The 24,872-nt window shown below is 41.0% G+C and carries 21 protein-coding genes and 1 tRNA gene; 10 read left to right on the plus strand and 12 right to left on the minus strand.

Features of this window, described 5'->3' with window-relative positions; all coding sequences use genetic code 11:
• Positions 1–300: 300 nt before the first annotated feature.
• The 8 genes from C1A09_RS05610 to C1A09_RS05645 all read right to left on the minus strand — a co-directional run bounded on the left by C1A09_RS05610 (position 301) and on the right by C1A09_RS05645 (position 11,898).
• On the minus strand, positions 301–2,676 hold the full coding sequence (locus C1A09_RS05610) for a FimE-like fimbrial tip protein (RefSeq protein ID WP_101542743.1): 2,376 nt from the start codon (positions 2,674–2,676) through the stop codon (positions 301–303).
• Positions 2,677–2,701: 25 nt separating this feature from the next.
• On the minus strand, positions 2,702–4,750 hold the full coding sequence (gene fimD, locus C1A09_RS05615) for a fimbrial tip adhesin FimD (RefSeq protein ID WP_101542744.1): 2,049 nt from the start codon (positions 4,748–4,750) through the stop codon (positions 2,702–2,704).
• Positions 4,751–4,755: 5 nt separating this feature from the next.
• On the minus strand, positions 4,756–6,180 hold the full coding sequence (locus C1A09_RS05620) for a DUF4906 domain-containing protein (RefSeq protein ID WP_145998973.1): 1,425 nt from the start codon (positions 6,178–6,180) through the stop codon (positions 4,756–4,758).
• Positions 6,181–6,195: 15 nt separating this feature from the next.
• Positions 6,196–7,134 carry a FimB/Mfa2 family fimbrial subunit gene (locus C1A09_RS05625; protein WP_101542746.1) on the minus strand — a complete coding sequence of 313 codons (939 nt, stop codon included), beginning with the start codon at positions 7,132–7,134 and terminating at the stop codon, positions 6,196–6,198.
• Positions 7,135–7,305: 171 nt separating this feature from the next.
• Positions 7,306–8,400, minus strand: a complete 1,095-nt coding sequence (locus C1A09_RS05630) for a hypothetical protein (protein WP_145998974.1) — start codon at positions 8,398–8,400, stop codon at positions 7,306–7,308.
• A 75-nt stretch (positions 8,401–8,475) separates the two neighbouring features.
• On the minus strand, positions 8,476–9,954 hold the full coding sequence (locus C1A09_RS05635; protein WP_101542748.1) for an OmpA family protein: 1,479 nt from the start codon (positions 9,952–9,954) through the stop codon (positions 8,476–8,478).
• Between the two features lie 14 nt (positions 9,955–9,968).
• On the minus strand, positions 9,969–10,541 hold the full coding sequence (locus tag C1A09_RS05640) for a DUF3575 domain-containing protein (RefSeq protein WP_101542749.1): 573 nt from the start codon (positions 10,539–10,541) through the stop codon (positions 9,969–9,971).
• A gap of 448 nt (positions 10,542–10,989) precedes the next feature.
• Positions 10,990–11,898: a tyrosine-type recombinase/integrase gene (locus C1A09_RS05645; RefSeq protein ID WP_101542750.1), complete on the minus strand. Its 909-nt coding sequence runs from the start codon at positions 11,896–11,898 to the stop codon at positions 10,990–10,992.
• Positions 11,899–12,160: 262 nt separating this feature from the next.
• On the opposite strand from C1A09_RS05645, the gene C1A09_RS05650 reads away from it, so the two are divergent.
• The 4 genes from C1A09_RS05650 (at position 12,161) to C1A09_RS05670 (ending at position 15,025) form a co-directional block, all read left to right on the plus strand.
• Positions 12,161–12,236, plus strand: a tRNA-Gly gene (locus C1A09_RS05650).
• Between the two features lie 612 nt (positions 12,237–12,848).
• Complete coding sequence (locus C1A09_RS05660) at positions 12,849–13,382, plus strand: UpxY family transcription antiterminator (protein ID WP_101542989.1); 534 nt, start codon at positions 12,849–12,851, stop codon at positions 13,380–13,382.
• 28 nt (positions 13,383–13,410) lie between these two features.
• Positions 13,411–13,896, plus strand: coding sequence for a UpxZ family transcription anti-terminator antagonist (locus tag C1A09_RS05665; RefSeq protein ID WP_101542608.1), 486 nt, complete (start codon positions 13,411–13,413; stop codon positions 13,894–13,896).
• A gap of 28 nt (positions 13,897–13,924) precedes the next feature.
• Positions 13,925–15,025, plus strand: a complete 1,101-nt coding sequence (locus C1A09_RS05670) for an MraY family glycosyltransferase (RefSeq protein ID WP_101542752.1) — start codon at positions 13,925–13,927, stop codon at positions 15,023–15,025.
• A gap of 3 nt (positions 15,026–15,028) precedes the next feature.
• On the opposite strand, the gene C1A09_RS05675 is transcribed toward C1A09_RS05670, so the two are convergent.
• Genes C1A09_RS05675 through C1A09_RS05680 form a run of 3 tightly spaced genes read right to left on the minus strand, consistent with a single transcriptional unit; the run spans position 15,029 to position 16,054 of the window.
• On the minus strand, positions 15,029–15,445 hold the full coding sequence (locus tag C1A09_RS05675; RefSeq protein ID WP_101542753.1) for an N-acetylmuramoyl-L-alanine amidase: 417 nt from the start codon (positions 15,443–15,445) through the stop codon (positions 15,029–15,031).
• Positions 15,442–15,549: a smalltalk protein gene (locus C1A09_RS16715; RefSeq protein ID WP_180949181.1), complete on the minus strand. Its 108-nt coding sequence runs from the start codon at positions 15,547–15,549 to the stop codon at positions 15,442–15,444. Before C1A09_RS16715 ends, C1A09_RS05675 begins: the two co-directional genes overlap by 4 nt.
• Before the next feature lie 31 nt (positions 15,550–15,580).
• Positions 15,581–16,054 carry an HU family DNA-binding protein gene (locus C1A09_RS05680; RefSeq protein ID WP_101542754.1) on the minus strand — a complete coding sequence of 158 codons (474 nt, stop codon included), beginning with the start codon at positions 16,052–16,054 and terminating at the stop codon, positions 15,581–15,583.
• A 222-nt stretch (positions 16,055–16,276) separates the two neighbouring features.
• On the opposite strand from C1A09_RS05680, the gene C1A09_RS05685 reads away from it, so the two are divergent.
• Positions 16,277–16,495, plus strand: coding sequence for a DUF4248 domain-containing protein (locus C1A09_RS05685; RefSeq protein ID WP_101542755.1), 219 nt, complete (start codon positions 16,277–16,279; stop codon positions 16,493–16,495).
• Between the two features lie 125 nt (positions 16,496–16,620).
• Here the strand turns inward: C1A09_RS05685 and C1A09_RS05690 are convergent, their stop codons facing one another.
• On the minus strand, positions 16,621–18,738 hold the full coding sequence (locus C1A09_RS05690; RefSeq protein WP_101542756.1) for a VapE domain-containing protein: 2,118 nt from the start codon (positions 18,736–18,738) through the stop codon (positions 16,621–16,623).
• Between the two features lie 655 nt (positions 18,739–19,393).
• Between C1A09_RS05690 and pseB the strand changes: the two genes are divergently transcribed.
• The 5 genes from pseB to C1A09_RS05715 all read left to right on the plus strand — a co-directional run bounded on the left by pseB (position 19,394) and on the right by C1A09_RS05715 (position 24,854).
• The gene (pseB, locus tag C1A09_RS05695) at positions 19,394–20,416 is read left to right on the plus strand and encodes a UDP-N-acetylglucosamine 4,6-dehydratase (inverting) (RefSeq protein ID WP_101542757.1); all 1,023 of its coding nucleotides are present in this window, start codon (positions 19,394–19,396) and stop codon (positions 20,414–20,416) included.
• The gene (pseC, locus tag C1A09_RS05700) at positions 20,413–21,576 is read left to right on the plus strand and encodes a UDP-4-amino-4,6-dideoxy-N-acetyl-beta-L-altrosamine transaminase (RefSeq protein WP_101542758.1); all 1,164 of its coding nucleotides are present in this window, start codon (positions 20,413–20,415) and stop codon (positions 21,574–21,576) included. Before pseB ends, pseC begins: the two co-directional genes overlap by 4 nt.
• Complete coding sequence (pseF, locus tag C1A09_RS05705; protein WP_101542759.1) at positions 21,573–22,259, plus strand: pseudaminic acid cytidylyltransferase; 687 nt, start codon at positions 21,573–21,575, stop codon at positions 22,257–22,259. Before pseC ends, pseF begins: the two co-directional genes overlap by 4 nt.
• Positions 22,252–23,646, plus strand: coding sequence for a bifunctional UDP-2,4-diacetamido-2,4,6-trideoxy-beta-L-altropyranose hydrolase/GNAT family N-acetyltransferase (locus C1A09_RS05710; protein ID WP_101542760.1), 1,395 nt, complete (start codon positions 22,252–22,254; stop codon positions 23,644–23,646). The genes pseF and C1A09_RS05710 overlap by 8 nt, the downstream gene beginning before the upstream one ends.
• A gap of 71 nt (positions 23,647–23,717) precedes the next feature.
• Positions 23,718–24,854 carry an ATP-binding protein gene (locus C1A09_RS05715; RefSeq protein WP_101542761.1) on the plus strand — a complete coding sequence of 379 codons (1,137 nt, stop codon included), beginning with the start codon at positions 23,718–23,720 and terminating at the stop codon, positions 24,852–24,854.
• Positions 24,855–24,872: the final 18 nt, after the last annotated feature.

The following is a 24,872-nucleotide window of genomic DNA, read 5'->3' on the forward strand; positions in this document are numbered from 1 at the left end:
GTACATGATTATATATCGCGTACTGAAAACCAGTTTTTTATAAATTTATCCTTTGTGATTTGCACTTATCTACTTTAATTTAAGCATGACAAAGATAAAGAAATCTTTTTTATCCGATAGTGTTTCTCTGTAAATTCTTCCGATAGTTAAAATCAAAAGATCCTATTCTTTACCTCGCCAGGTATAAGAATAGGATACCACAAACAAAACAAACAACAAGGTTATCTGTCACAGACAGCCATTGTATAAAGTTCTAAGTCAGGACAAACTTATTCACTACTACTTATAATTTTCATAATATCAATTATTTCTTTTCAGAACTATCGTATTACCTCCTGTTCCGCCATTGATAATCTCTCGGACAGACATAAAACCATTATAGATGGTGTAACGATTCACATATCGGAAATAAAGTATATCCTCATATTCATTTCCTGCAAAAGAAACCATAGTCAATTTACCATCATTTCCTACGGTCAAAGTAGCAGCATGTTCTGTATAATTACTGTCTTTATAAATATCGATACTTTCCCCTTCGGGTACATTAGACTCCTGGCTCCATGAAAGATATTTAACAGTAAGAGTAACCGGACTATTCCGGTATGCAAAAGTCGTTAGTGCATGCTTCATTGAATATAGTTCCAGCAATCCACCTACAAGTTCTGCTGTTGTTTTAAAAATGACGCTTTGAATTCCTGTAGAATTATTGGCCGTATAAGCCCAGCCTCCATTGGATTCGTGAGGTACTGCCGAGCCTGTGCTACTTCTTGCAAATTCCAAATAGTCACCAGCATATATACCCACAACGTCTTCATGTCCCTCATCCAAAGTAAATTGTAATTCCATCTCTTGACCGATACCCCTCGGTACCGAAGAATACAATGGAACATTATCCATATCTTGGAGTGTTCCACCCACCGGACCAAACTTTATAGGACTAAACCCGGCAATCGGATTATTTGTGTTCTCAAATGAAACCGTATTTTCAGGAACATCCTTAAAATAAGGATTAGACACTGTTATAGAAGTTTCACTATCCACCATATTAGTCTTGAAATGAAAGTAAAAAGTACGACTCTGACGATAATCATTATACGATATGGTCGTCATATAATTAAATGAATGGTCACCTGCTTCTACCGGAATACTATTTACATCCACATTCGGATAAATAGACTTCTTTTCCGGCTCTATTCTAAAAGTCAACGGAAAGACCGCAACCGGCATATTTACCGGTAAACGCATACCGACTGCCATGGTTGCATTAATTTTTCTTTCCACCTGATTTTGACACATTACAATATCAAACTTATAAGGTTGGCGTACTTTTACAGATATACGGCGGGCTAATCCCGAAGGAGTAGATACTATAAAGTCTTGTGTTTCCAAATTGGCTGGTAAATGATCTACCGGAATTATAGTAATATTTCCGTTCTTATCATTCTCAATACGTTGTACAGCATTATGGTTTATCCCATCTTCCGTGTCAGCCACAGGTGTTACAATCACCTTTTCATTTGCCCTTTCGTTTGCTTCCATATATTCATATGTAATAGTATATGGCTGTGTATTTACCAACATAACATCCATTGTACTGACTTCTAGTGAATTCCCGGTTCCATCTTCAATTCGATTTACCTGACTTACTTCAACAGATGCCGAAAGATTGTTGGAAGCGGCAGCGTTCATAGCCTGTTCCATATCCAAATATCCCATTCCCACCACTTTATTAATCTTTACGGCATAGTGAAAATTGCGATACAAATTCAAATAAGAAGTAATATAAGTAACAGGATCGGTTTTTACAATATCCAATTTATAATAGCAGATTTCTCCTCTATACCGAGCTTTCAACAATATATAAGCAGGATTGGTGGCATCTACCTGTCGACGTTCATACACATATTGCGGACCAAGAAGAAAATCATCGTCATCAAATGTCGCATCTTCTATTTCACCTTGTGTATTCCCAGCAAAACCTTTATTCTGCTTGGTAAAAGCAGTATATACATCTTCGTCTTCATCCACATTGAACACAAAATTGGCAAAACCACCTTGTTCTCCTCCCATGTAAGGAGCTACAGATCCGGTATTAGTAGCATTTACTATGGTAAATCCTACAAGTTCTAGAGATTGAGTATCGGAAATATCATTTTTGGTTAAACTTATTTTCGCAAAATTTCGTATTAATTTAATAGTACCAACCTCCGCCTTTACTGCATCAGCTTCTTTTATTTTAGATACTTCCGCACGACACCAATATGCATCTTTTCTATCTGTAACACTTAAATTACTAAATATTTCCGTTTCTGAGTCACTCCGAGAATAATCACCAAATGCCACATCACCTGCAACAAAATGTAAAATACGTTTAGTATTCGAAGGAGGAAGTTCAACAGTCAATTTACCTTCCGTTTTATTATCCAAAGTTACCGTTGCTTTACGCGAAGCAAGAAACAAACCATATTCATCAAAAACTAATACAGTCATGTTTTTGATAGAGTTTTCTGAAGGTACATCGCCCATCACACGAGTAGCAACCGTTGATTCTGGTATCGAAATTGAAAAGAGATATTCATTCGGTTTCAAATTCGGTTGGGAGACGACTTCCTCATCCTGACAGGAAATCAAGAACAAGGATACCAGCATACTAAAATATAAATATATCTTTTTCATAACAATCTTATTTTTTATTTAATACTTAGTCTCTCCATTCAAAAGTATTTACATCTATTTGGTCTTCACCCCAATACCAAATGTCATAGACACAACGAACAGCATGACTTCCACTGACAGAAGAAGGATTTCCATCACCAACACCATCACCCGAAAAAGATTGATTACTAGAAGTATAATATCTTCCAGAAGCACTCCAATAATCTCCATCAAAAAGTTCTGGGATCTTGTTATCTGCCGAAAGGTTTATTATAAACTGAATTTCCGCTTCCGTAGGAACTCTCCAACGTCCGGCAGGATAACCATCTTCTTGATAAGCCGCGCATCTTCTTTCTGCATTTTCAAATGACACGTTCGTAGTTTTCCCACGCGAAGAAGCTATTTTAAATATAGGAGCAATTATTTTATCCGTATTTTGATTTCTCGTAGGACGATAATTAGAAAGATGTTTATCCATATCAAGATTACGTGCTATCAACTCACGAGGATCTCCAATGGCGAAATCATCTCCTATCCGAAAAGCGGAAACTGATACTGTATAATTATTATAATTATTATTTCCATCAAGAGAACCGGTTATAGTAGAAGGATTACGCACAGAACCAAGAGCATGGTCATCATAGTAAACATTCACTTTATCCCCTCTAGAAGAATATGTACCATTCACAAATAATCTACCCTCTGCTTTCTTTCCTTCAATATAAATACTAGGATACTGTATAATGGTCCATATTCTATTAATTCCTTGTTCATTCCATACCGATACTGATATTTTATAAGAAACATACATGTCATCGCTAATAGGATGAGTAAATCTTAGTCTATCTCCAATAGTTTCTATTTTGTAATCAGCTGGTATTTGGTTTTCTGTTAATTCAATAGTTCCCTTTGTAATATCAACATTATTAGCATAATCAATGTATTCTACAGAAACAATCCTTGTTTCATTTGCACCACTGCCTAATACAATACTGCTACTACTAATATATGGCATCGTTACTGTCTCTTGGTTATACAATTCCGTCTTATAATCATCCAATACCAAATACTGATATTGACTCATTTCTGTATCTAGTTCCATGTCATTCCAATCTAAAATCCGGAAGTCTACATCCTCTAGTCTTACCGCTTCATTAGGATTCAAGCTACCTAACATACCTACCTTCACATTCACTTTATAATAGCGATTGGGCTCTAAGGTAGTTATTCCGCTCGTAATGGGTACATAGTAATAATAATCCTCATAAGTAGTTTCCTCTCCGGTCGTAGCACGCCAAGGTACACAAAGAATTAAGTAGCTTTCCTTTCTTATATCAGCGACAGTATTCTCTGGATTGGGGTAAGAATAGAAAGGTATATGCGCATATTTTCCTTCTGTTATAACACTGTATGTACGCTGTATGCGGGTAATATAATCATCATTAGATCCTATCACATATTTACCGTCCAATTGAGTTTTTTTTACCGCATTTACAAACGTCACTTTCATTGTTTTCAAATCGGGTGAATAGGTAACGCCTCCTACTTCAACTATCGGTTCCACCTCAGGGGTCAATGTAACTTTTGCCATAGCCCTTTTCAACATTACTTCTTTACTACCTCCTTTGTCAATTGATATATTATCCATTTGAGCATCCATTAACAAAGTTGTTTCCATTCCTTTCGTATTCCATTCCGTAGTTATAACTTTCCCCTTTAAGTCGGCAAGATCATCTCCGTTAGAAGAAGTAAAGCTTTCAGGTGCATTAGCTACTACATATACTGTATATGTTTTTCCATACATATCTTGGTCAATCTTCACCTTTAACTTATTGTCATTAGATACTGGTATTTTTTCTTGCTTAAAAACGTATTCGCTATTGATATCATCAAAAAAATACACATTTACAAACTTTATCAGATTTTCGTTATAAGTGTCTTCCCCCAAGCCATCGGTATCATCCTGTGCCCTTGTCTGCAAAGACAGAGTCAATCCGGAGTCATCTGCATTTATATTATGTTCATTTTCGTCTTGGCATGCATTCAAACAGCAAATGCATACCATTAGTATTACATAAATTATCTTATTTTTCATAACGCCTATTTATATTGCTCAAGAATAAATCTATTTACATCTCCTTCTGTCGGATTACTTTGTCCCCCTTTTGTTATATCCAATTCATAACTGGTTCCGGCACCTTCTCCTCCGTTACCAATGATGGCAAATACTTTTAATTGAGTACTAAATCTATCGTCCGAAGTTGAGTCTTTAACTTTAACTTTTATAGTCTGTAGCTGTGGTTGACCATCAATATATTCTATCTTACCTTCAGACGAACCTACAAACTCAAAATTGGTCTTATCAGTCAATTCTGCACGCCATTCTGTTCCTTCTGGTGTTGCAATAGTAAATGTCATCTTCGCTTCCAGACTCGGATCCAAATGAATTTTATTACCATCTTGATCCAATATAGTATTCCTTTCCCATATTCCTGCTGTCCAACTTAACTGAGTCTTATAATCCACGGAATTTTCTTCCACATCCCAAGGGAGTGTTTTGCAAGTCAAATCCCATCCCATCGGATATGCCGTAGCCCTAATATCAACACAAGTATTCCGATAAATGGCAGTAATTTTCTTCTTATTTTCGTCCAGTATATTCATTAAAGGAAAATCTGTCAAGTCATTAAGTCCCAATTTATAGGCATCTTCTCCAGCCGCCGATTCACAGATATAATCAATGAGAGTAGCTTCTCCACCTACCGGGATCTCATCCCTCTCATTAGCCTGTATATAGTTTTCACCACCATATCCTACATTGTCTGGAAGTTGTTGTTGTTTATCGAATAGATAACTTTTGTTTGCCCAAAAATTTCCAAAACGAATTTGCTTGATAGGTAAAACCATACCTGTCTGGTTCACAAATGTGATACGTAGTTTGGCTACCATACGTATCAATGAAACCGAAACCGAAACTTCATCCTGTATATTATTCATATTGCATGTAGCCATACCTGTCATAGGCAGATACTTACCATCCCTCTTCAGGGTATTTGCCGTTTTAGGGAAAAATTTTCTATTGCTATTATCTATTACTTTATCAAGTAAACTGCTTGCTTCAAAAACCATTCCTATTTTATATACTTCATCAAGTTTCAAATCTCCAGGTTTCTCTTCTACACTTTCTTCATTTGCTATCGCATAAATAGTAGTATTCTTTTTGGGAAATTTTAAAAAACGAATTTCCTGACTCTCCAACGGATTGTTGGCTTCCGTACCGAATGTAGCTTTGTAGTTACTCACTACTTTACCTTCCTGTACCAAAATAAGACGAAGTGTATGAATGCCTTCTTGTTCTTCTATTACAGAATTTGCATATGTACCGCTACGCGTACTGAACTTAACTGTCAGCGAAGCTGTTCCATTATTCTTTTCTACTTGGTCATCGTCCTGTATGCAGGAGGAAACAAGCACTACCAACAGACAATAAACAGTCAACGACCAATATTTCATTATTTTGTTCATAAAGCCTCCTATATGTTAATTCCAATCAGGTTCACCATCTACGATTACCCACTTTGGAAGATTAATATCCACACCTACAGATGTAAACTCTATTGAGATAGGCAAAATCGCCTCTTGCTTGGTTACATCAATATTTTCTTTATAACGCTGTATATAATCATAGATGTTTCCACGTACTAACTCATTACCTTCAGTGTCGGTTAGAATCAATATATGACTACAGCAATCTTCCGACAAATGACCGTCATGATCCATGCGGAATAATTTCAGATCATTGGTATGTATAATCCCCTTTGAGGCATCGTATACCAACTCCGGATAACATGTACCTTTCACTTCTTGATTAATGTCATTGTTGAAATCGGTTTGAGCATTAGATTGTTCTATTCGTAATTTTACAGCCGGTTTTCCATCAATTACCGCACCGGGATGATTGGTAAGTCCAATAATTTCCACATCCACTTCAATATGCGAACTGTATAACTGCACGATAGTTTCTTGTTCGTTTCCCTTATATTCGGGGATCTCTATTTCTTGTTGACCTAAATAGTTGTCATCATGTCCATTTACTTTTTTTTCAGTTTCCCAATTGGGATGTTGCAGAAATATTTTTGTATAATCTTGAGTATCAGTATGTACTACTTTAGTTTTATCATAAGCGTTACCAACGGCAACCAGTTTATATTTTCCCGATTTCAATCGGAAAACATGTCCTTTGGTCCGGTCTGTCAACTCGTCCTGTCCGTACTGCTCTGTACTTATAAGGCTATTGGTTTCATCGAAAACATACAGGTCTATTTTATTTATATAATTCGGCAGTACGTTTTCGTTCCCGTCCGCTTTATACTGAAAGTAGATGGTAACAGGTGTTTCACAATCGTCAAGATTTTCTTTAATACAACTGGTAGCCAGGACAACAACCAGCAGTAATAATATCTTTTGTAAATGCTTCATGTGTAATTTTCTATGTATTAAAATAAAAACCGTATGTTTATAAATATGAAAGAAAATACTGGCAGAAACGAACTGCAATGTCAATACAAGAAGTATCTTTACCTCTCTGCCAGTATTTATCTTGATCTATAGTGTAATGCTATATTACTTTATTCTGATAATAATTAAAAATTATTGCCAGTCTACAGTACCGGAAACTAAAGTCCAGGGAGTCGCCGTAATTTCTGCTACAATGTTAACGTCCTCACCACCTTCAATTGTAGGACCTATAGCTTCATCATTTACATCAATCTTGTTGATACGATAAACATAGCCGGCTTTAAATTCACTAATATAACCCTCGCCATCAACACCAAGATCTTTTTTTTGTGCATCACTCAAGCCTGTCAAATTGAGTTTGTACTTTTCAACCGTTGCATATCCTTTCTTATTTACATTCGACCAAATTTTTCCCTCAGAAACTTCTATATCGCTGAAACAAAGCGTAAGTTTTGGCAGACCCGGAAATATATTATAAGCATAGCAACCGCTTGCCGGCCATACTTTCCCTTCTTCTTTAAAATTTTTGTCTGCATCTGCTATTTTATCAAAAGTAGGTGCAGCATTTTCATTTGATGCATTAACCCAGTCTGTATACTTGCCTAAATTTGTAGTTCCTTCTGTCAACTGAATGTTATTCATAAACAAACCATCAAAATTGATAGTAGTGAAGTAGCAAGGGTTACCACTTGTTTCCACATGTTTAATGTTAGAGAATTCCAACAAAGCCAATTCGTGTTGCATAGTAAATTCTACATTATAAGTATCCGGTTGGCCTTCAACTCTTGTAGGAGTACCAAAATCTGTTTCAGCTGCATACATTGGAGTTTTTAAACCAACATTAAAAACATCCATCAGTGCCCAAGCGGCAGCTTTGCCGTCATTAATAGACACTTCCAGCTTAGATGGGTTTCTCACACCTGTAAACACATAGTTATTAGCCTTTTCTAACGCATTCCCCTCACCATCTGTCGTAAATGTTATTGATCCACTACCACTAACCTGACCGGCAGTCAAAGTCAATGTAACTTTTTCTACCTCTACTTCAACCGTATTTCCATCATCTCCTGATGTACTAGGGTTCTCTGTCCTTGTCTGTGCCGAAGTGTTGATATTCACCTTTACCATAGCACCGTTTTCACTCAAATCCGTCACATCGTCATCATTACTACATGCCGCGAATGCCAGTCCGGCCAATCCCAGCATAAAATACTTGTTTAACCTCATAATTAAAAAAATTAGTAAATAATAATAGTTCGACTTCTTTTGTTTTATGTTTATAAAGGTCTCTTTCCAACCCCATTACAAGTCGGCAATCACTCCTTCCACATTACGCAGATTTTCCTTGGCTTCCACATCACCCGTAGCGGCGGCACGCTGAAGCACTGTGCGCGCTTTCTCATACTGCTTGTCATTGGCATAAGCCACACCCAGACAGTTCAATACACGTACATCACCCTTTTCTTCCAAAGGCAACAATAAATTCACGGCTTCTTTCAGATGTCCCTGTTGAAGTTCATAACGGGCAGCGTTTACAACAGCCGGAACATTGTCGGGGTAGGTGTGGGCGGCTATCAATAGGGCTTCACCGTATTTCGGAGTATCAACCCCGTAAGAGTCGGCAACCTGGTACATCTCCTCCACACTCAGCAGGCGGGGATTGGTATATATCTGCTTCTGGGCTTCTTCCAGGTTGAAGTTGCGTACCTTATACTCTATGCGGTACTCATTACGGCGCAATGGAGGATATACTTCATTCAACAACCGCTGATACACCTCTGGAGGAAACTCATTTCTGAGACGCTGTTCACAAGCATCCAGATCACCCTTACACGTTTCCACCACCGCGATGACCTCCTTCTGTTTCAGCAGGTTGGGATATTTGTCCAATTCCAAACGAAGACCTTCCCAGTCCTCACCACGCCATGCCACATGCCATAAGTGTGTATCCACTTTCGTTTCCTTCTGCACATATTGCGCAAAAGCTTCGGCACGACGTTGGGAGAGTTTTTCGTTATAATCTGCATGTCCTTCCGGAGAAGCGTAGCCGGTTACATATATTCCCGTAATCGTGAGGTCACCATTTCCTTTTACAATGTCGATGGAGTGCCGGACACTGTCAAGTTCCTGACGGTTATTCTGGAATTTCGGGTCAATCTTATGGCTGTCTTGACGGAAGTTCAGACGAGCCACTTTCACCTCGTCACGCATCTTCACAGCCTCTTTCAAGGGAGGAACAAATGCAGCCGTATATTTGGGCTGGAATAGTTGGAGGAAAGTACTTCTCATGGGGGTCTCTTCCGTACCTTTGTCACACTCCGCACAGCCTGTGGTTTCTTCACGAAGTACCAACCGTGCAGCGCCGAGCCACGGTTCGTATGGTATCACTGTACTATATTCCACCTGTTGAGCCTCACCGTTCTTACGCCGTAACACAATCTGCGCACCATCAGTCTTGGTAGAACCGCTCAACGCCTTTTCACGGCGGTGTACCTTGTCGCGTACCCGCCCGTCCACTACTACAGAAGGAAGTTCCAGACTTCTGTCACCTTCTTTCGCCACTATCACCGGATAGAGGCGTACACTTTCCTGCCGTTTCACATGCATACCAGCCACATCAAGGACAAAACCTACGTGAACTTCACGACCGTTCTTTTTTATCTCATCATTGATTACGCGTACCCCCGAAAGGTGTCCGGTCTGTGCAAAAACCGGAACATACGTTCCAAACAAGAGTAATACACCGCATATCAATTTGCCATATATCCATTCTTTTTTCATAACGCGCTTCCTCCTTATTTTATAGTATATATCAGTGATACGGCCGCCTTGGTAACGCTGAAGTATCCCTTATCGCTCTTCTCCTTCCATTCACCACACTTGGGACAGTCATACTTGTCGTAATGGTTCCGGATATAACCGACACCTACACTGGCCTCAATGCTCCAACGATTGCTCAACAACCATTGGTAACCGTAAGCCAGACCGACACCATAATAGTAACCTTCGTAACGGTATCCCTTGGTGGAAGGATAAATACCCAGAGGGAATTTCACGTTACCCACGTTAAACTGCCCTCCGAGCAAGTGCAGACCTAAGAAGTGACCATTGAACGATTCGCACAACCAATAACGTGCTTCAGGCTGCGCCATCCAATGTTTCCACTTCTTGCTGTCTGAAAATGTAAAAGGATTATAGTTTGCGGAAAGATCCAGCGTCCATTTAGGAGCTAGACGAAATTCGGCACCTAAGTTGAAAGTCGCCGTGGCATCATAAAGCAGGTTCGTTTTGAAGGCGATGTCCTGTGCCGACAGCGAGATACCGATAAACAGGAAAATAATGCAAAGGCTCTTTTTCATGCTCTCCATTTTTTATATGATATAAGTTATCTGTTTATATACTTTATCGTTTTAATATTCCTGTTACTTTGTAGGTAACGGGAAAATAAAGAAGAACATGGTACAAGAGACATTCCTGTATCGACATAACCAGCTGTTACGGATTATCGGATGAAACGAAAAGATACGAACAGGTTTTCCATGTTAATTTTGCATAACATGGTAACGGAGGTATTATGTATTTTCCTCTGGTGGAAAACACTGTTATTCAAATCAAAGTGCCTTATAAATATATAGGAAGGCGTTTTTTACTTATTTTTCAAAAAAAATCTGTTTTTTTCTTGTTCTATACAAATGTTTTGTTGATATTTGCGATTGATTAATATTTCCCGTTACCTACAAAGTAACAGAAGTTTATACGATAGATTTAAGAGTATAGTTTTTTTTCTGTTTGTATTGTATAACAGCATATTACAAATTATAAATTCGTAAATATGTATGATATAATTCCTCGGTTCATCTCATTTATTCTTTCATCTGTATGCTTCATAAAGTAAGTTTCGGTTACTTTCACAGATGAATGTCCCATAGCGTTACTGATGAGTTCCGGTTGGTAGTCTCTATAGTTAGCGATGGTGGCCCAGCTATGGCGCGCACTATAGCTACTCAGGCCTTCAATACCCATGTAAAATGACAACTCCTTTAGGCAATAATTGAATTTACGCAGTGCATTCCGATACTGTCGATATTCGTTGTGTCCCGGGCGCTTGATGAAAGAGAAGAGATAGGGCGAACTGGTATCATGGTTTTCCAAGCACCGTATGATGGCCATTGCTTCGGGTTCCACACGTACGGTTAGCCAAGCCCCCGTCTTACGGCGACGATAGGTAAGCGTGTTACCTTTCAGATCACAACGACGCATGTAGGCTATGTCTACAAAGGGTATACCACGAAGCATGAACAGCAAAATAAAAAGTAGGCGAGTGCGTTCCAGCTTTGGGGGAAGTTCTCCGGGGGCTTTCAGTTTACGGAACGTACCCCTATCCAATGCACGTTTCACTGTAACTTTCGTACCGGTATATACTCCCTTGAACAACCGGGGTTGCCAAGGGGCAAGACTGTCATCCACAGCACGGGAATAGACGGCACGAAGCATGCGCATATAAGTAGAAATGGTATTCCAACGGAGTTGCCTTTCAAGTAGGTATTCCTGGAAGTCTTTGAGCCATAGAGAAGTCAGTTCATTAAAATTAAAAACGTCACGTCCCTCGAATTCCATGACACATCTCAAAACACTGCGGTACACGTGTGCGGTACCATGACGCCGTTCGCCTTCCAGGTTGGAAACGACAGTGCCCATATAGGCCAAAAAGTTTGTTTTATCCATATGAAATTGGTTTTAAAAGTACGTCGTATAAATAATTAATTGGAGAAAAGGTTCAACAGACAAGTATGTTAAAAAGAGTAGGGGATTACAAAATTTAGCAGAATATTTTACTAATTTCACTGAAGAGATTACATTCCTTTTTATTGTTAGTGGTAAGAAATGTAGTTAAAAAGATAAGAAATAAATCGAATATCTCTTGTTTATTTTTGAAAGATTTCATTATCTTTGTCGCCGTTTTCAAGTGTTATTGGAAACAGAATTTGCGGAAGTAGCTCAGTTGGTAGAGCATCAGCTTCCCAAGCTGAGGGTCGCGGGTTCGAGTCCCGTTTTCCGCTCCATAAAAAAAGCAGTTATAATTGTTATAACTGCTTTTTTTATCTCCCTTTCTCAAGATTTCCATTACCAATTCTCATCTAAGGAATTTAGATACAAATTATGTACTCTTATAAAGAATCATGGAAGCTGAAATGCATATAAATCGGTATGTGTGGGGGAGATTGTCCGCTACTCATGCGAATGCACAATAATATTTACCGAATGTCGCAAGATATAATCAACTACTTATATAATAGATGGATAAGGTGTTTTTTAAACGTTCGTATAAAAAACACTTTTTTAGCCTTGTATGTAAAACGAGGAAAAAGAATGAAAAGAAGGAATATTACTCTAAAATCAAATAAGACATGAGACTCTGAAAATGAAAGGATTAACTTCCATGTCCTTGAAATACAAAAATATTTTTTATCAAACATTTTGCCAGTATAAAAATCACTCTTATCTTTGCGTACATCAAACGAACGTTTAAAAAACATCCGTTTGTATTCAATTCGTTCGTTTTCAGATAGATACGGTATATGTAGTAACATTCCGGTTTGAAAGATAAAACTGTCTCTTTCAAACCGCGAAGCGTACCCGTTCCTGAGGTCTTCATTCCCAAAGCACTTCCTCAAGTGATTGAAAGTCAAAGATATTGGTTTGCCGCCCGTACACGTGACAAGCAAGAATTCGCTGTCCGCAGGATTCTGGAAAGCCTGAAAGCGGAAGAAGGTATGGATATTGAATTCTATCTTCCCACAAGGACTGTGGTCACCCAACTGAAGTACCGCAGGAAGAGAAGTGAGGTCCCTGTCGTCCGGAACTTGATATTTGTCCGTGCCACCAAAAAGACAGCCTGCGACATACCCAATGTCTACGGGGTCCCCCTTTTCTATATGCGCGACCTTTCCACCCGTTCCCTTCTGGTCGTCCCCGAGAAGCAGATGGAGGACTTCATGTTCGTCATGGACCTGAGTCCCGACGGTGTCAGCTTCGACAACGGAGCATTGTCTGCGGGCCGTAAGGTCAGGGTCGTCAAGGGCGACTTCTGCGGTATTGAGGGGGAAACCACCACCCGTTCCAACAAGACTTACGTGGTCATCCGTATCAAGGGTATCCTGACCGCTACCATCAAAGTGCCCAGGTCCTATCTGAAAATAATAGAGTAACATTTTAATCTTATCATATTCACATTCAATGAATAATCTACTTTCCCGTACTCATGAGCTCCAGCGGCTGGCCCATGAGCTGATGTATCTTGGCATGGATGGCTCCCCCGTCTATTCGGACGACTTTTGCCGTTTGAATAAGGAAGTCCTCGTCCGTTGCGACTCCCTTTTCCCGGAAAAAGGTTCTGATATTATCGAAGAGGCCGACCTGTGCCTGGCCCTCCTGATGGGTTATAATGCCACGATCTACGACTATGGCGACAAGGAGGAGAAGAAGCAGGCTGTCCTGGATCGTATCTGCAATATCCTGGCCCCCCTTGCCCCTTCCTTGCTGAAAGTACGCCTGCTGTCTTACTGCTACGGCGAGGTTTACGAGGAGTCCATGCTCCTGGAAGCCCGTTCAATCATAGGGAGCTGGCAGGGAAGCCCCCTTACCCCCGCACAGAGGGAGATCATTGAAGAGCTGCAGAATATCGAGGATAACCAATATCCTTTTGAAATACTCGAAGAGTGAACCATTAACCTTTAAACCCCAAGTTCCGTTGTTCATACTGTATCTTATACTTGCCTTTGTCATATCGGTATTCATCGCCCGCATGCTTATCCCGCGCATCCTGCTCATCTCGATGCGCAAGAAGCTTTTCGACATCCCGGATTCCCGCAAGGTCCACAACAAGGCCATCCCCCGGCTGGGCGGCGTCTCTTTCTTCCCCACGGTGCTGTTCACCTTCTGCTTTATCTACGCGGTAAGGCTGCTGGAGGGCGACGGGGTGGCTTCCGTATATGCCGGCCACCTGCTTCCCGAACTGTTGCTCTTTGCCTGCGGGATGACTTTGCTCTACCTTACCGGCATCGCCGACGACCTGGTGGGCGTGCGTTATCGCCAGAAACTGGCCATACAGGTTATCTGCGCCTCCTTCTTCCCGCTTTCCGGCTTGTGGCTCAACAATCTATACGGCCTGTTCGGCATCCATGCGTTGGACCCCTGCATCGGCATGCCGTTCACCGTCCTCTCCATAGTTTTCATCACCAATGCCATCAACCTGATAGACGGCATTGACGGGCTTGCCTCCGGCTTGAGCAGCGTTTCCCTGCTCATCTTCACTTTTCTCTTCATCGACAAGGGCCTGTGGAGCTATGCCATGCTTTCCGTCGCCACTTTCGGTGTCCTTGTCCCGTTCTTCTATTACAACGTGTTCGGCAGTGCCGAGCGTTCCCGGAAGATTTTCATGGGGGACACCGGCAGCCTTACCTTGGGTTATACGCTGAGTTTCCTTGCCATCAAATACAGCCAGGTCAATCCGGATGTCACCTCTTATACCGAAGGCGCTTTTGTCATAGCCTTCAGTACCTTGATCATTCCCGCCTTCGATGTTGTCCGGGTAGTCATGGTACGTGCACGCGAAGGCAGGAACCCTTTTGAACCGGACAAGAACCACATCCACCATAAACTCCTTGCCATCGGGCTGTCCCCGCGGAAGGCCATGCTCGCACTGCTGTGCATGTCCTGCGCGTTCAGTGCGGTCAACATCCTGTTGATGCCCTATGTCAATAACACGGTGATGCTGGTTGCGGACATAATGGTATGGGTAGGACTGAACTTGTGGTGGGATTATATAAGGGACAAACACAAGAAAAAGTAATATTCAATGAATATCCGCATATTCTGCCACCGCATTGAAACAAGGGCAGGGCTTCTGCGGATTTAAATCATGGTGTCCCACAACCAAAACTGTGGGAAACAGGAGTTTCAGTTCGCGGATAAGCGCCAGCAGACTGCCTCGTTGCAGTAAGGTACGGGTATCTTTGGGATATCCGCAAGCATCAAGACCTCCTTCATAACAGATACCTACACTATGCGAGTTATGATTGCGGCAATGCGCCCCCGGTTTTTCCAACGGACGTCCTCTGTGGATGTCACCATCCCGGGTAATATAGAAATGATAACCTATATCTTGAAATCTACGGTGGTTGATATGGTCGCAACGGCACTGTTCAAAATCAAAGCTCTGCCCCTCACGGGTAGCAGAGCAATGAATAATGATAAGGGTAATGGTTCTCATCGGCTCATGCAAGAACTGATTCCGAACACTCCGGCCAGGGTAGTAGCCACGGCCACGATAACTTTGAGCACAATGCTCCATACTGATTTTTTTTCTGTTGACATAAATTGATTTTTTTAGATGAAAAAATATATTTTATCCCAGCGGATTTTCATTCTGGTCTTCACCGTTGCCCGATGAGCTGCCGCCACTGTTGCCGTCAGCCTCTATGGCATATTGGGAAGCCTCTTTCAGTGCAGCCTCCAGGTTGATTTGGGCGTTACTCAGTTCTCCGGTGGCACGGGCGCGCAGTTTCACGCCTTTTACATTATCCGTTACAGTGAATTCCTTGGCGGACGTAGCGCCTTTCTTGCTCACGATGCCTACGGAGAATATAGCGAGATCATCCAATTTCACGTTCTTGCCGTCCAATATCAACTCCTTGATACAGGAGATCATATCGGCAAGCACACCCTTGATAACGCCGGGCGAAAAAGGAGTGTTATGCTTCGACATGTGTTTCGACAACATTTCCGTGTCGAATGTCTCGTTAATCACCGGACGGGCATACCAAAGGCCGTTGCATTGGTTTTTCTCGCCTACAATCTGAACTTTTTTGTAAGTAATCATACATCTAAAGTTTTAAGTTAATAATTAGTTTTACTTTGGCCGGAGAGTTTATTCCTCTCTTGACCGAAACAAAGATACGATGCGTAAAAAAGAGAAAATAGGTAAAAGTGGATAAGGCTTGATTTCGGTAGGTTATAGTTGATTAAAGCCGATACTCTGTATGGATGTTTCGCTGATTTTCAGTAACTTTACATCCGATAAAGAAACAAGATAAGTGAAGTTATGGAGAATTTTGTCATTCGTGCTTATGGGCGTACGGAACTTGCCCAATGTTACTTTCCTGCACTTAATTCGCAGGTAGCTTACCGGAAATTACAGAGTTGGATTGATTATTGCCCCCATCTGCGCGATCGGCTCAATGCTTTATGCTGCAATCCGCAGAGCCGCATGTTCCTGCCTGTCCAGGTAAGGATGATAGTAGAAGCGTTGGGAGAACCCTGAAATACCGACGGACGAAAGAGGATGATCAACGAGTGTCACCATGCTGTTTAGACAACTCGTTATCATCTTTAGACGGCTCATCATCATCTTTCGGTTGCCAATCTTCTTCTTTCCGCGGCCAGCCGTTATGTTCCGGCTACCGGCGGTTTTGCCGTAAACCGTGCCGTGGCACACTGGTTGCGATAGATTTCATCACCTTTCAACTCTACGACCCGATATCCCCGCTGATTGGCGGTTCTCACCAGCTCGAACCCCGCCTGCTTCATGGCGATTCCGATTTTGGTAGGACTAAGCAACTGCTTGATGCCTCCGCTGATTTGATTCAGGATATAAGCCGTGGTAACAAAGATACATTCTTCGCCCGGCATGGGGTAGCGGAAACGTGTAAGAACAAGTTCACGCTCCAGGTTAGGGACTTCAAAGTTCACATTGTGGGCATTGACAGCGTTTACCTCCCCGGTATCGAACCAATAGTGAAAACCCTCTTTCCAAAGGGTGTAAGCCTGCGCGTAGACCCCGTCATAATTTACGGGGTACGTATAGGGGTCGTCGATGCTCTCCACCTCAAAAGGCAACCAGCGACGATTACCGGTGGGATCTGAGAGAAAATGGATATTATTACTGGTACCGCAGAAACTCGCAATATGGGGACGGTGCTCTTTATAGTGCCCATAAGCCTCCCGTTCGTTCACGTTTTTCATGGTTACCATGGCTTTGAGTTGGTTCAACTCTGCCGGACGCATCTCGTCTATCTCCTCCAGGCAGATGAGGGCGAACTCGGTGAGGGTAAACATATCATCTTTGGTGATACGGTTATTATTCGATTTCACATAAAAATATTGTTGCAACTCTTTAGGCAGCAGGTTATTGAACCAAGTGGTTTTATAACTTCCCTGCGGCCCGATGAGAACCAGAATTTCATGATTTACCACTTGCGTGTCAAACAAGGATGCGGTGATACCTACAAACCATTTCTTGAAGTATTCCGCAAACACGGACGGGTCACCCTTGACGTGCACGGTAGATGCCAGCTGCCCGATATAGTCGATGTCGCGGTTCCAAGGCTTCAACTTACTGAAATGTTCGACGAAAGGATTGAAAAGCTTCACATACTCGGAGCTCAGCACGTTGCGGATGTCACCGATGCGTGCCGCCTTCGTATCCTTGCTCATCCGGCACCACAGGGAGTTGACGAAACGGTCGTCTATTTCCACATACCTGCCGTCGTCTTTGCCGGCATCGGATTTCAGAACTTCACATTTTCCGGTGATAGTATTATGTCTGAATTTCGCTTGGGTATCAAGAAACGTCTCTATTTCCTCTACGGTGGCAAACTTATCGTTTCCGGTAGTGTCCTTACCCTTCCGGCAAGACAGTTTCCGGGTGCCGTGTTCATCTGTATTGAGATAACACGAACGGAAAATGGAAACAATATCCCCGTCGTAATCAGTAAACCGGCCGATGGCCCATTCCGTCGCTTCATCTTGAGATACCCCAAACGCGTTGAGCAGATAGCCCATTCGCATGATATATTCGTTACGGGAATGTTCGGTATAAACAATGTTTTCCCGGTTCAGTTCTTCGGCGGCTTTTTCTACAGCTCTTTGCAACCGCTTATGCGGGGTTCTTTTTGGGGAAGTCCCACACGATACGTTTGTCCGGGATTGTATCCGGAAAGGAAGCGCCTCAGGATTGAAAAACACATCAGGATCATGGGCAAGTCCGCACAAACGGGTAACATTCTTGCATTTCAGGTCGCATTCGTAATCCAGCAGGCGGGAATAGTAGAGATTGGTTTCTTCAAAAACACGGGCATAAAGTTTCAAGTTTCCTTTGGAATGGTCGCCGATACAATCCGTAAGGAAAATCACCCGGACACCGTTACCGCTAATGGTACGGTAGGAGAGGAGAGTATGAGGATCCTCACGAATACTTTGCAACATCGTTTTCATCCGGTCGGTGGGCACATGATCCAAGTCGGCCATGGAAAGTCCGGTCCATCCGGAGATATTCTCCCGTCGTTTTCCACCCTCGAAACGTACGGCTATGGCGAAACAGGGGCACGCAGCCTTTTCACGGTTAGCAGCATCAGTGAGTCCTTGTTTTGCATAATGACGATGTTTTTCGGTATGTTCACTTATCAACGCATCGTTCTTGATGAGGTCGACCACTTGACGAATAGTAGTTTTTGCGGGATGCATGTCTGAATAGCCTTTAAAAAGGCTGATTAAAATTTCTTTCATTGAATGTTTTTATTGTTGTAAAAAAAATGATGCCGCGAAGTTGAGGAATAGATGGCGTACCGCCAAAAAGAGATAACTGACATGTGAGTTACGCATGGATGATTTATTAACATTATTCACGTATGTTAACGTTTCACATGCCTGTTTTTTAGTATCAACTTAAATTTATTCAAAAAAAACGATGAGTAAAAAGAAGAGAATCATCCTCTACTTTGAGCTGGGTGATTTCCTGGAATCGCTACGGTGTAGCATTCCGGTAGATGGTAAATACCTTCCCATTCAGGAAGTATGCCATCGCACGTCTATGAGCGTCTCCACTTATGAATGCATAAAAAGGGGACTTGGTCTGATTTGAATCAGTGCTATGCTGTTTTCCACCTCTATGCGGGTGTGTACGCGCTACACTCCAAAGAGTACAACAGCTTGGTTCACAGGTTTGTGCAGTGTATGGAAAAAGATTGGGAAACGTATTGACGCTGTAGCCGATGACACCTTTGGCACGCGTTTTTCCAACTTTCTATAGTATATATGTATTTAATGAATCAATACTTAATAGTACGTTTTACGTATACGTATAAAAAGTTATAAAAGAGGGTGACAAAGGTGTCACTACTATTTGTGTTTATGTCAAAATTACGAATATAATTTCATTATTATGCTTAATAATAAATCCGTCTTGATTACCGGAGGAACAGGTTCCTTCGGCAAGAAGTTTGTGGAAACCATTCTCCGTGATTATCCACAAGTTAAAAAAATCATTATCTACTCTCGTGATGAACTAAAGCAGTTCGAATTAAAGCAGAAGTATCCGGAGAATAAGTATCCCCAGATGAGATATTTCATTGGTGATGTCCGCGACCTTGAACGTCTGACCCGTGCTTGTGAAGGGGTGGATGTAATTATCCATGCTGCTGCGATCAAGCAGGTAGATACGGCTGAGTACAATCCTGAAGAATGTATCAAAACTAACGTACATGGTGCGCAGAATGTGATAAAAGCGGCTCTTGCCACAGGTGTCCGTCACGTGGTGGCGTTATCTACGGACAAGGCCTGTGCTCCTATCAATCTTTACGGAGCAACCAAGTTGACATCTGATAAATTGTTTACGGCAGCCAATAATATCAGTGGTTCCAAGGACATTAAGTTTTCTGTAGTCCGTTATGGAAATGTGATGGGTTCCCGTGGTTCCGTAATTCCCTTTTTTATCAATAAACGTGATAATGGAGCGAAGGAACTTCCCATTACTGATATGCGGATGACCCGTTTCAATATCTCGTTGGAGGCCGGTGTCGCTTTGGTAATGTACGCCATCGGTCATCATTTGGGAGGAGAAATTTTCATCCCGAAAATTCCATCCTATCATATCAAAGATGTTGCCACTGCCATCGCTCCCAATCTACCGCAGGTAGAAGTAGGTATACGTCCGGGCGAGAAGTTGCATGAAGAGATGATTACCGTGACCGATGCCCTTGACACTATCGACTTGGGAAGATATTATGTGATCCTGCCTTCTGTTTCCTACAAACATAAGCGTGAAGAATTTATCAAACACCACAATGCTGTACCTGTTCCCAACGGTTTCCATTATAGTAGTGACAGCAACACTGAATGGGAAACAGTGGAGAGCATGCGTGAGAATATCAAGAAATATGTTGATCCTAATTTTGAGGTAAAATGATAAATAAGTCTATTCCCTATGGTCGTCAGTATATTACGGACGAAGATATTCAGATAGTTATTGAAACCTTGAAATCTGATTATCTGACCCAAGGACCTAAGATAAAGGAATTTGAAACCAAGTTTGCCGAATACGTAGGTGCAAAGTATGCTGTGGCAGTCAACAATGCTACTTCCGGGCTTCATCTTGCAGCCACTGCGTTGAATGTTAATCCTGGAGACAAGGTTATTGTTACTCCCATGACTTTTGCTGCAAGCGCAAACTGTATTCGTTATTGTGGTGGCGAGGTGGTATTCTGTGATATCGACAAAGATACCTATCTCATGGATATCAACAAACTCAGGGCGATATTGCAATCTGCCCCCAAAGGTACTTACAAGGGTATGATCCCTGTTGACTTTGCCGGTTATCCTTTGAATTTAGAAGAACTTGGCAAGCTTGCTGATGAATATGGCCTTTGGATTATCGAGGATGCTTGCCATGCTCCCGGTGGATATTTCACTGATAGTAAGGGAAATAAGCAGTATTGTGGTAATGGTAATTATGCAGACTGTGCCGTATTCTCTTTCCATCCGGTAAAGCACATTGCAACAGGTGAAGGAGGTATGGTGACCACCAATAGCAAGGAACTTTATGACAAACTTTGCCTTTATCGCACTCACGGCATTACTAAAGACCCGGCTTTGTTACATGAGCATCATGGTGGTTGGTATTACGAAATGCAGGAACTGGGTTTCAATTACCGTCTGACTGATTTTCAAGCCGCTTTGGGCATATCCCAATTGAGTAGGGCTAAAGAAGGCCTAGGTCGTCGTCATCAGATAGTGGAATGTTATAATGAGGCTTTTTCTAAAGTACCGGGTATCCGTACACCATTCAATGCCGTAGATGTTTATCATGCTTATCATCTTTATATCATCCAGGTAGATGATCGTTTGGGGTTATACAATTATTTACATGAGAACAATATCTACGCGCAGGTACATTATGCTCCGCTTCATCTGATGCCCTACTATCAACAGCTTGGTAACAAGAAAGGTGATTTACCGGTAGTTGAGGAATATTATGAGCATTGTTTGAGTCTTCCAATGTATCCCACATTGACGGATGAAGAGCAAAAGTATGTGATAGAAAAGGTTCTTGAATTTATGGTAAAATGAAAAATATAGCAATAATTCCCGCCCGTGGCGGTAGCAAGCGCATTCCACGTAAAAATATCAAACCCTTTATGGGCAAGCCTATCATTGCTTATTCCATCGAAGCCGCTTTGCAAAGCGGACTTTTTGATGAAGTGATGGTCTCTACCGATGATGAAGAAATTTCTATAATAGCCAAAGACTTTGGTGCATCAGTACCATTTTTGCGTTCAGAGAAAACAGCTAATGATTTTGCTGGTACAGAGGATGTTATTTTAGAGGTTCTTCATATGTACGAAGATAGAGGGCAAACTTTTGATAATATTTGCTGTTTATATTCAACTGCTCCATTTGTGACTGCTGAAAGGTTGATAGAGGGATTTAACCTTCTTTCTGATAAAAATGATGCAGCAATTTCTGTAGTTGAATATTCCTTTCCAATTCAACGAAGTGTAAAAATGGATGAAGCTGGATATTTACAGCCTAATTTTCCACAGTATATGGATGCGCGTTCTCAGGATCTTGAGAAAACATACCACGATGCAGGACAGTTTTACTTTATCAAAAACAAAACGTTTATAGAAGAACATTCTTTGTGGTGTAGAAATGTGGTACCTGTTATTTTACCAGAATTGGAAGTACAGGATCTTGATACAATGGCGGATTGGGAGCTTGCCGAGGTGAAATATAAAGTGATTCATGGATAAACCAAAAGTGTATCTTAAAGCTGACGCGTCGGCGATAATCGGTTACGGCCACTTTATCCGTACTTTGGCTCTTGCCGACATGCTGAAGGACGATTTTGACTGTACCTTCTTTACTTGTCATCCTACCCCTTATCAAGTGAGTGAGATGGAGAAAGTATGCCCGCATGTCACCTTGCAGGAAGAAACGCATTATGATGATTTCCTTTCTTGTCTGAGAGGAGATGAAATCGTAGTGCTTGACAATTATTTCTTCACTACCGATTACCAGCGCGCCATTAAGGAAAAGGGCTGTCGATTGGTGTGCATTGATGATATGCACGACAAGCATTATGTGGCGGATTACGTCATTAATCATGGATTAACAAATCAAGAATTATTTGATTGTGAAACATATACTAAACTTTGTTTGGGATATGAATATGCACTTTTACGTAAACCTTTTTTATCAAAACAGACACGGGCTGAAAGAAATTGTATTGTAGTAACATTTGGCGGAGTGGATGAATTTGACATAACAAGCAAGGCTATACTTCAATTGCTTGATGTTACGAATGAAAAGATAGTAGCAATAGTTGGAGATGGATATCACCCCAAAAATAGTTTTATTGATAATGAAAGGGTGATTTATAGAACAAAATTATCTGCTCAGCAAATGGCAGATACATTTAATAGTGCTTCATTAGTAATATGTTCAGCTAGTTCGGTTTGTATTGAGGCGTTGGCTTGTGGTGCAATCATTGCAGCAGGATGGTTCGTTGATAATCAAAAAGAATTATATGAGAATTTGGCAAAGGAGGGAAGAATAATTCCATTGGGGAATATCGAAAAAGAAATTCGGATTTCAGATGTTTTTTTAGTTTCTATTACTCCTTCTACATTTGATGCAACTCGAGTGAAATCACATTTCTTACATATTTTTTCAGATTTAGCTAAGGGGCGATATTTGCGAAAAGTACGTCAAGAAGATTTAGATCGAATATACGAATGGTCTAATGACCCTGCAGATAGAGCAGGTTCATTTAATTCAGAACCAATAATATATGAAAATCATATTAAATGGTTTGCTAAATTGCAGACTCTTAAAGATGTCACATTATATGTATTCATTGTCAATAGAGAGCCTGTAGGTCAAGCAAAAATTACCTTGAAAGGGGATGGAAGTGCTGAGGTTGGTTACGGTATAGCAGCCAATAGCAGAGGAAAGGGATTAGGTAATACCATTATTCCGCTGGTTGAAAATGAAGTTTTTCTTTATTTTCATGTTACGCAAATGATTGCAGAGGTAAAATCTAACAATATTCCTTCTTTGAAAATATTTTCTCGAAATCACTATAAAAAAGTGAAGGAATCAGAAGGCATCGTGTTATATATAAAAGAACTGTCTTAAATGAGCTAATGGAACTTCATTATGAAAGGGCTAAAAACAAACAAAAGAATAGGTAAATAGTAAAACAAATTATGGATAAAGTTTTAGAAAACAGGTTAGTGATTTTAATTGGTATGGAGCATTATACTCCATTAGGTGTCATTCGTTGTCTTGGCGAAAACGGAATCAATCCTGTATTTATAGGCGTAAAATATAAGGCTTGTGTGGCATCATCCAGCAGATATGTCAAGAAATCATATTTGGTTAATGATGACCAGGAGGCATTCGACCTTTTGCTGAAGGAATATGGAGATGTATCTGAAAAGACAGGTCTGAAGCCTATTGTTCAGTTCACGGATGACAGTACCGTAGAACTTTTTGAAAATCATCATGATGAATTGAAGGATAAGTTTATTTTCTTTAATGCTGGTGGTAACCATCGTATAGCAAAGTTCCTCGATAAATTCGAAATATTGCAATGTGCGGAACGCCATGGCGTGCAAATTCTGCCCACTGAGGTGGTGAAATGTGGTGAACTTCCTAAACATGCTGAATATCCGGTAATCACAAAAGCCATATCTCCAAATGCTGGCGCCTGGAAAGGTGATGTAAACATTTGCTATAGTGAGGAAGAATTGAAGGCAGCTTTCAACCGTATCAAAAGTCCGTTGGTTCTCATACAGAAATTCGTAGAGAAGAAAACAGAGATGACTATTGAGGGGTATGCCGTCAACAAAGGAAAAGATATGTTTGCTGCTATTCAGTGCTCATACCTTTATAATATAAAAGGATATTATAGTCCATATCATATTGATAAACCCATTCAGAATCAAGACCTGAAAGAAAAATTAGCCGCTATGATAGAGGAAATAGGTTTTGAAGGAGTATTTGATGCTGAATTCCTTGTTGCCCCTGATGACCAGTTGTACTTCTTGGAGATTAACTTCCGAAATACGACATGGAGCTATTCATCAGCCGTTGCTGGATACCCTTTAGCTTATCTGTGGTGTGTTTCAATGTTGACAGGAGAAATTCCCGAACCCAAAGACTTTGAACCGTTCACTTCTATGGTGGAACCGATAGACTACTCTAAGAGAGTAGAAGAGGGGCGTTGTTCTTTGTCTGAATGGCTTAAGGATTTTAAAGAAGCCAAGTGTACATATTATTATGACCCTGTTGATTTAAAACCTTGGCAGGTACTGACTGATAATTGGGATAAGTTGAAATAAATAAGCATAAGATTAGTA

Origin of the sequence: Bacteroides cutis (assembly GCF_900241005.1) — a bacterium.
Classification (GTDB): Bacteria; Bacteroidota; Bacteroidia; order Bacteroidales; family Bacteroidaceae; genus Bacteroides; species Bacteroides cutis.

Coding starts and splice junctions, on each gene's coding strand:
- C1A09_RS05610 (WP_101542743.1), bottom strand. CDS start 2,676: ATGAAAAAGATATATTTATATTTTAGTATGCTGGTATCCTTGTTCTTG.
- fimD (WP_101542744.1), bottom strand. CDS start 4,750: ATGAAAAATAAGATAATTTATGTAATACTAATGGTATGCATTTGCTGT.
- C1A09_RS05620 (WP_145998973.1), bottom strand. CDS start 6,180: ATGAACAAAATAATGAAATATTGGTCGTTGACTGTTTATTGTCTGTTG.
- C1A09_RS05625 (WP_101542746.1), bottom strand. CDS start 7,134: ATGAAGCATTTACAAAAGATATTATTACTGCTGGTTGTTGTCCTGGCT.
- C1A09_RS05630 (WP_145998974.1), bottom strand. CDS start 8,400: ATGAGGTTAAACAAGTATTTTATGCTGGGATTGGCCGGACTGGCATTC.
- C1A09_RS05635 (WP_101542748.1), bottom strand. CDS start 9,954: ATGAAAAAAGAATGGATATATGGCAAATTGATATGCGGTGTATTACTC.
- C1A09_RS05640 (WP_101542749.1), bottom strand. CDS start 10,541: ATGGAGAGCATGAAAAAGAGCCTTTGCATTATTTTCCTGTTTATCGGT.
- C1A09_RS05645 (WP_101542750.1), bottom strand. CDS start 11,898: ATGGATAAAACAAACTTTTTGGCCTATATGGGCACTGTCGTTTCCAAC.
- C1A09_RS05665 (WP_101542608.1), top strand. CDS start 13,411: ATGAATAATCTACTTTCCCGTACTCATGAGCTCCAGCGGCTGGCCCAT.
- C1A09_RS05675 (WP_101542753.1), bottom strand. CDS start 15,445: ATGAGAACCATTACCCTTATCATTATTCATTGCTCTGCTACCCGTGAG.
- C1A09_RS16715 (WP_180949181.1), bottom strand. CDS start 15,549: ATGTCAACAGAAAAAAAATCAGTATGGAGCATTGTGCTCAAAGTTATC.
- C1A09_RS05680 (WP_101542754.1), bottom strand. CDS start 16,054: ATGATTACTTACAAAAAAGTTCAGATTGTAGGCGAGAAAAACCAATGC.
- C1A09_RS05685 (WP_101542755.1), top strand. CDS start 16,277: ATGGAGAATTTTGTCATTCGTGCTTATGGGCGTACGGAACTTGCCCAA.
- C1A09_RS05690 (WP_101542756.1), bottom strand. CDS start 18,738: ATGAAAGAAATTTTAATCAGCCTTTTTAAAGGCTATTCAGACATGCAT.
- pseB (WP_101542757.1), top strand. CDS start 19,394: ATGCTTAATAATAAATCCGTCTTGATTACCGGAGGAACAGGTTCCTTC.
- pseC (WP_101542758.1), top strand. CDS start 20,413: ATGATAAATAAGTCTATTCCCTATGGTCGTCAGTATATTACGGACGAA.
- pseF (WP_101542759.1), top strand. CDS start 21,573: ATGAAAAATATAGCAATAATTCCCGCCCGTGGCGGTAGCAAGCGCATT.
- C1A09_RS05710 (WP_101542760.1), top strand. CDS start 22,252: ATGGATAAACCAAAAGTGTATCTTAAAGCTGACGCGTCGGCGATAATC.
- C1A09_RS05715 (WP_101542761.1), top strand. CDS start 23,718: ATGGATAAAGTTTTAGAAAACAGGTTAGTGATTTTAATTGGTATGGAG.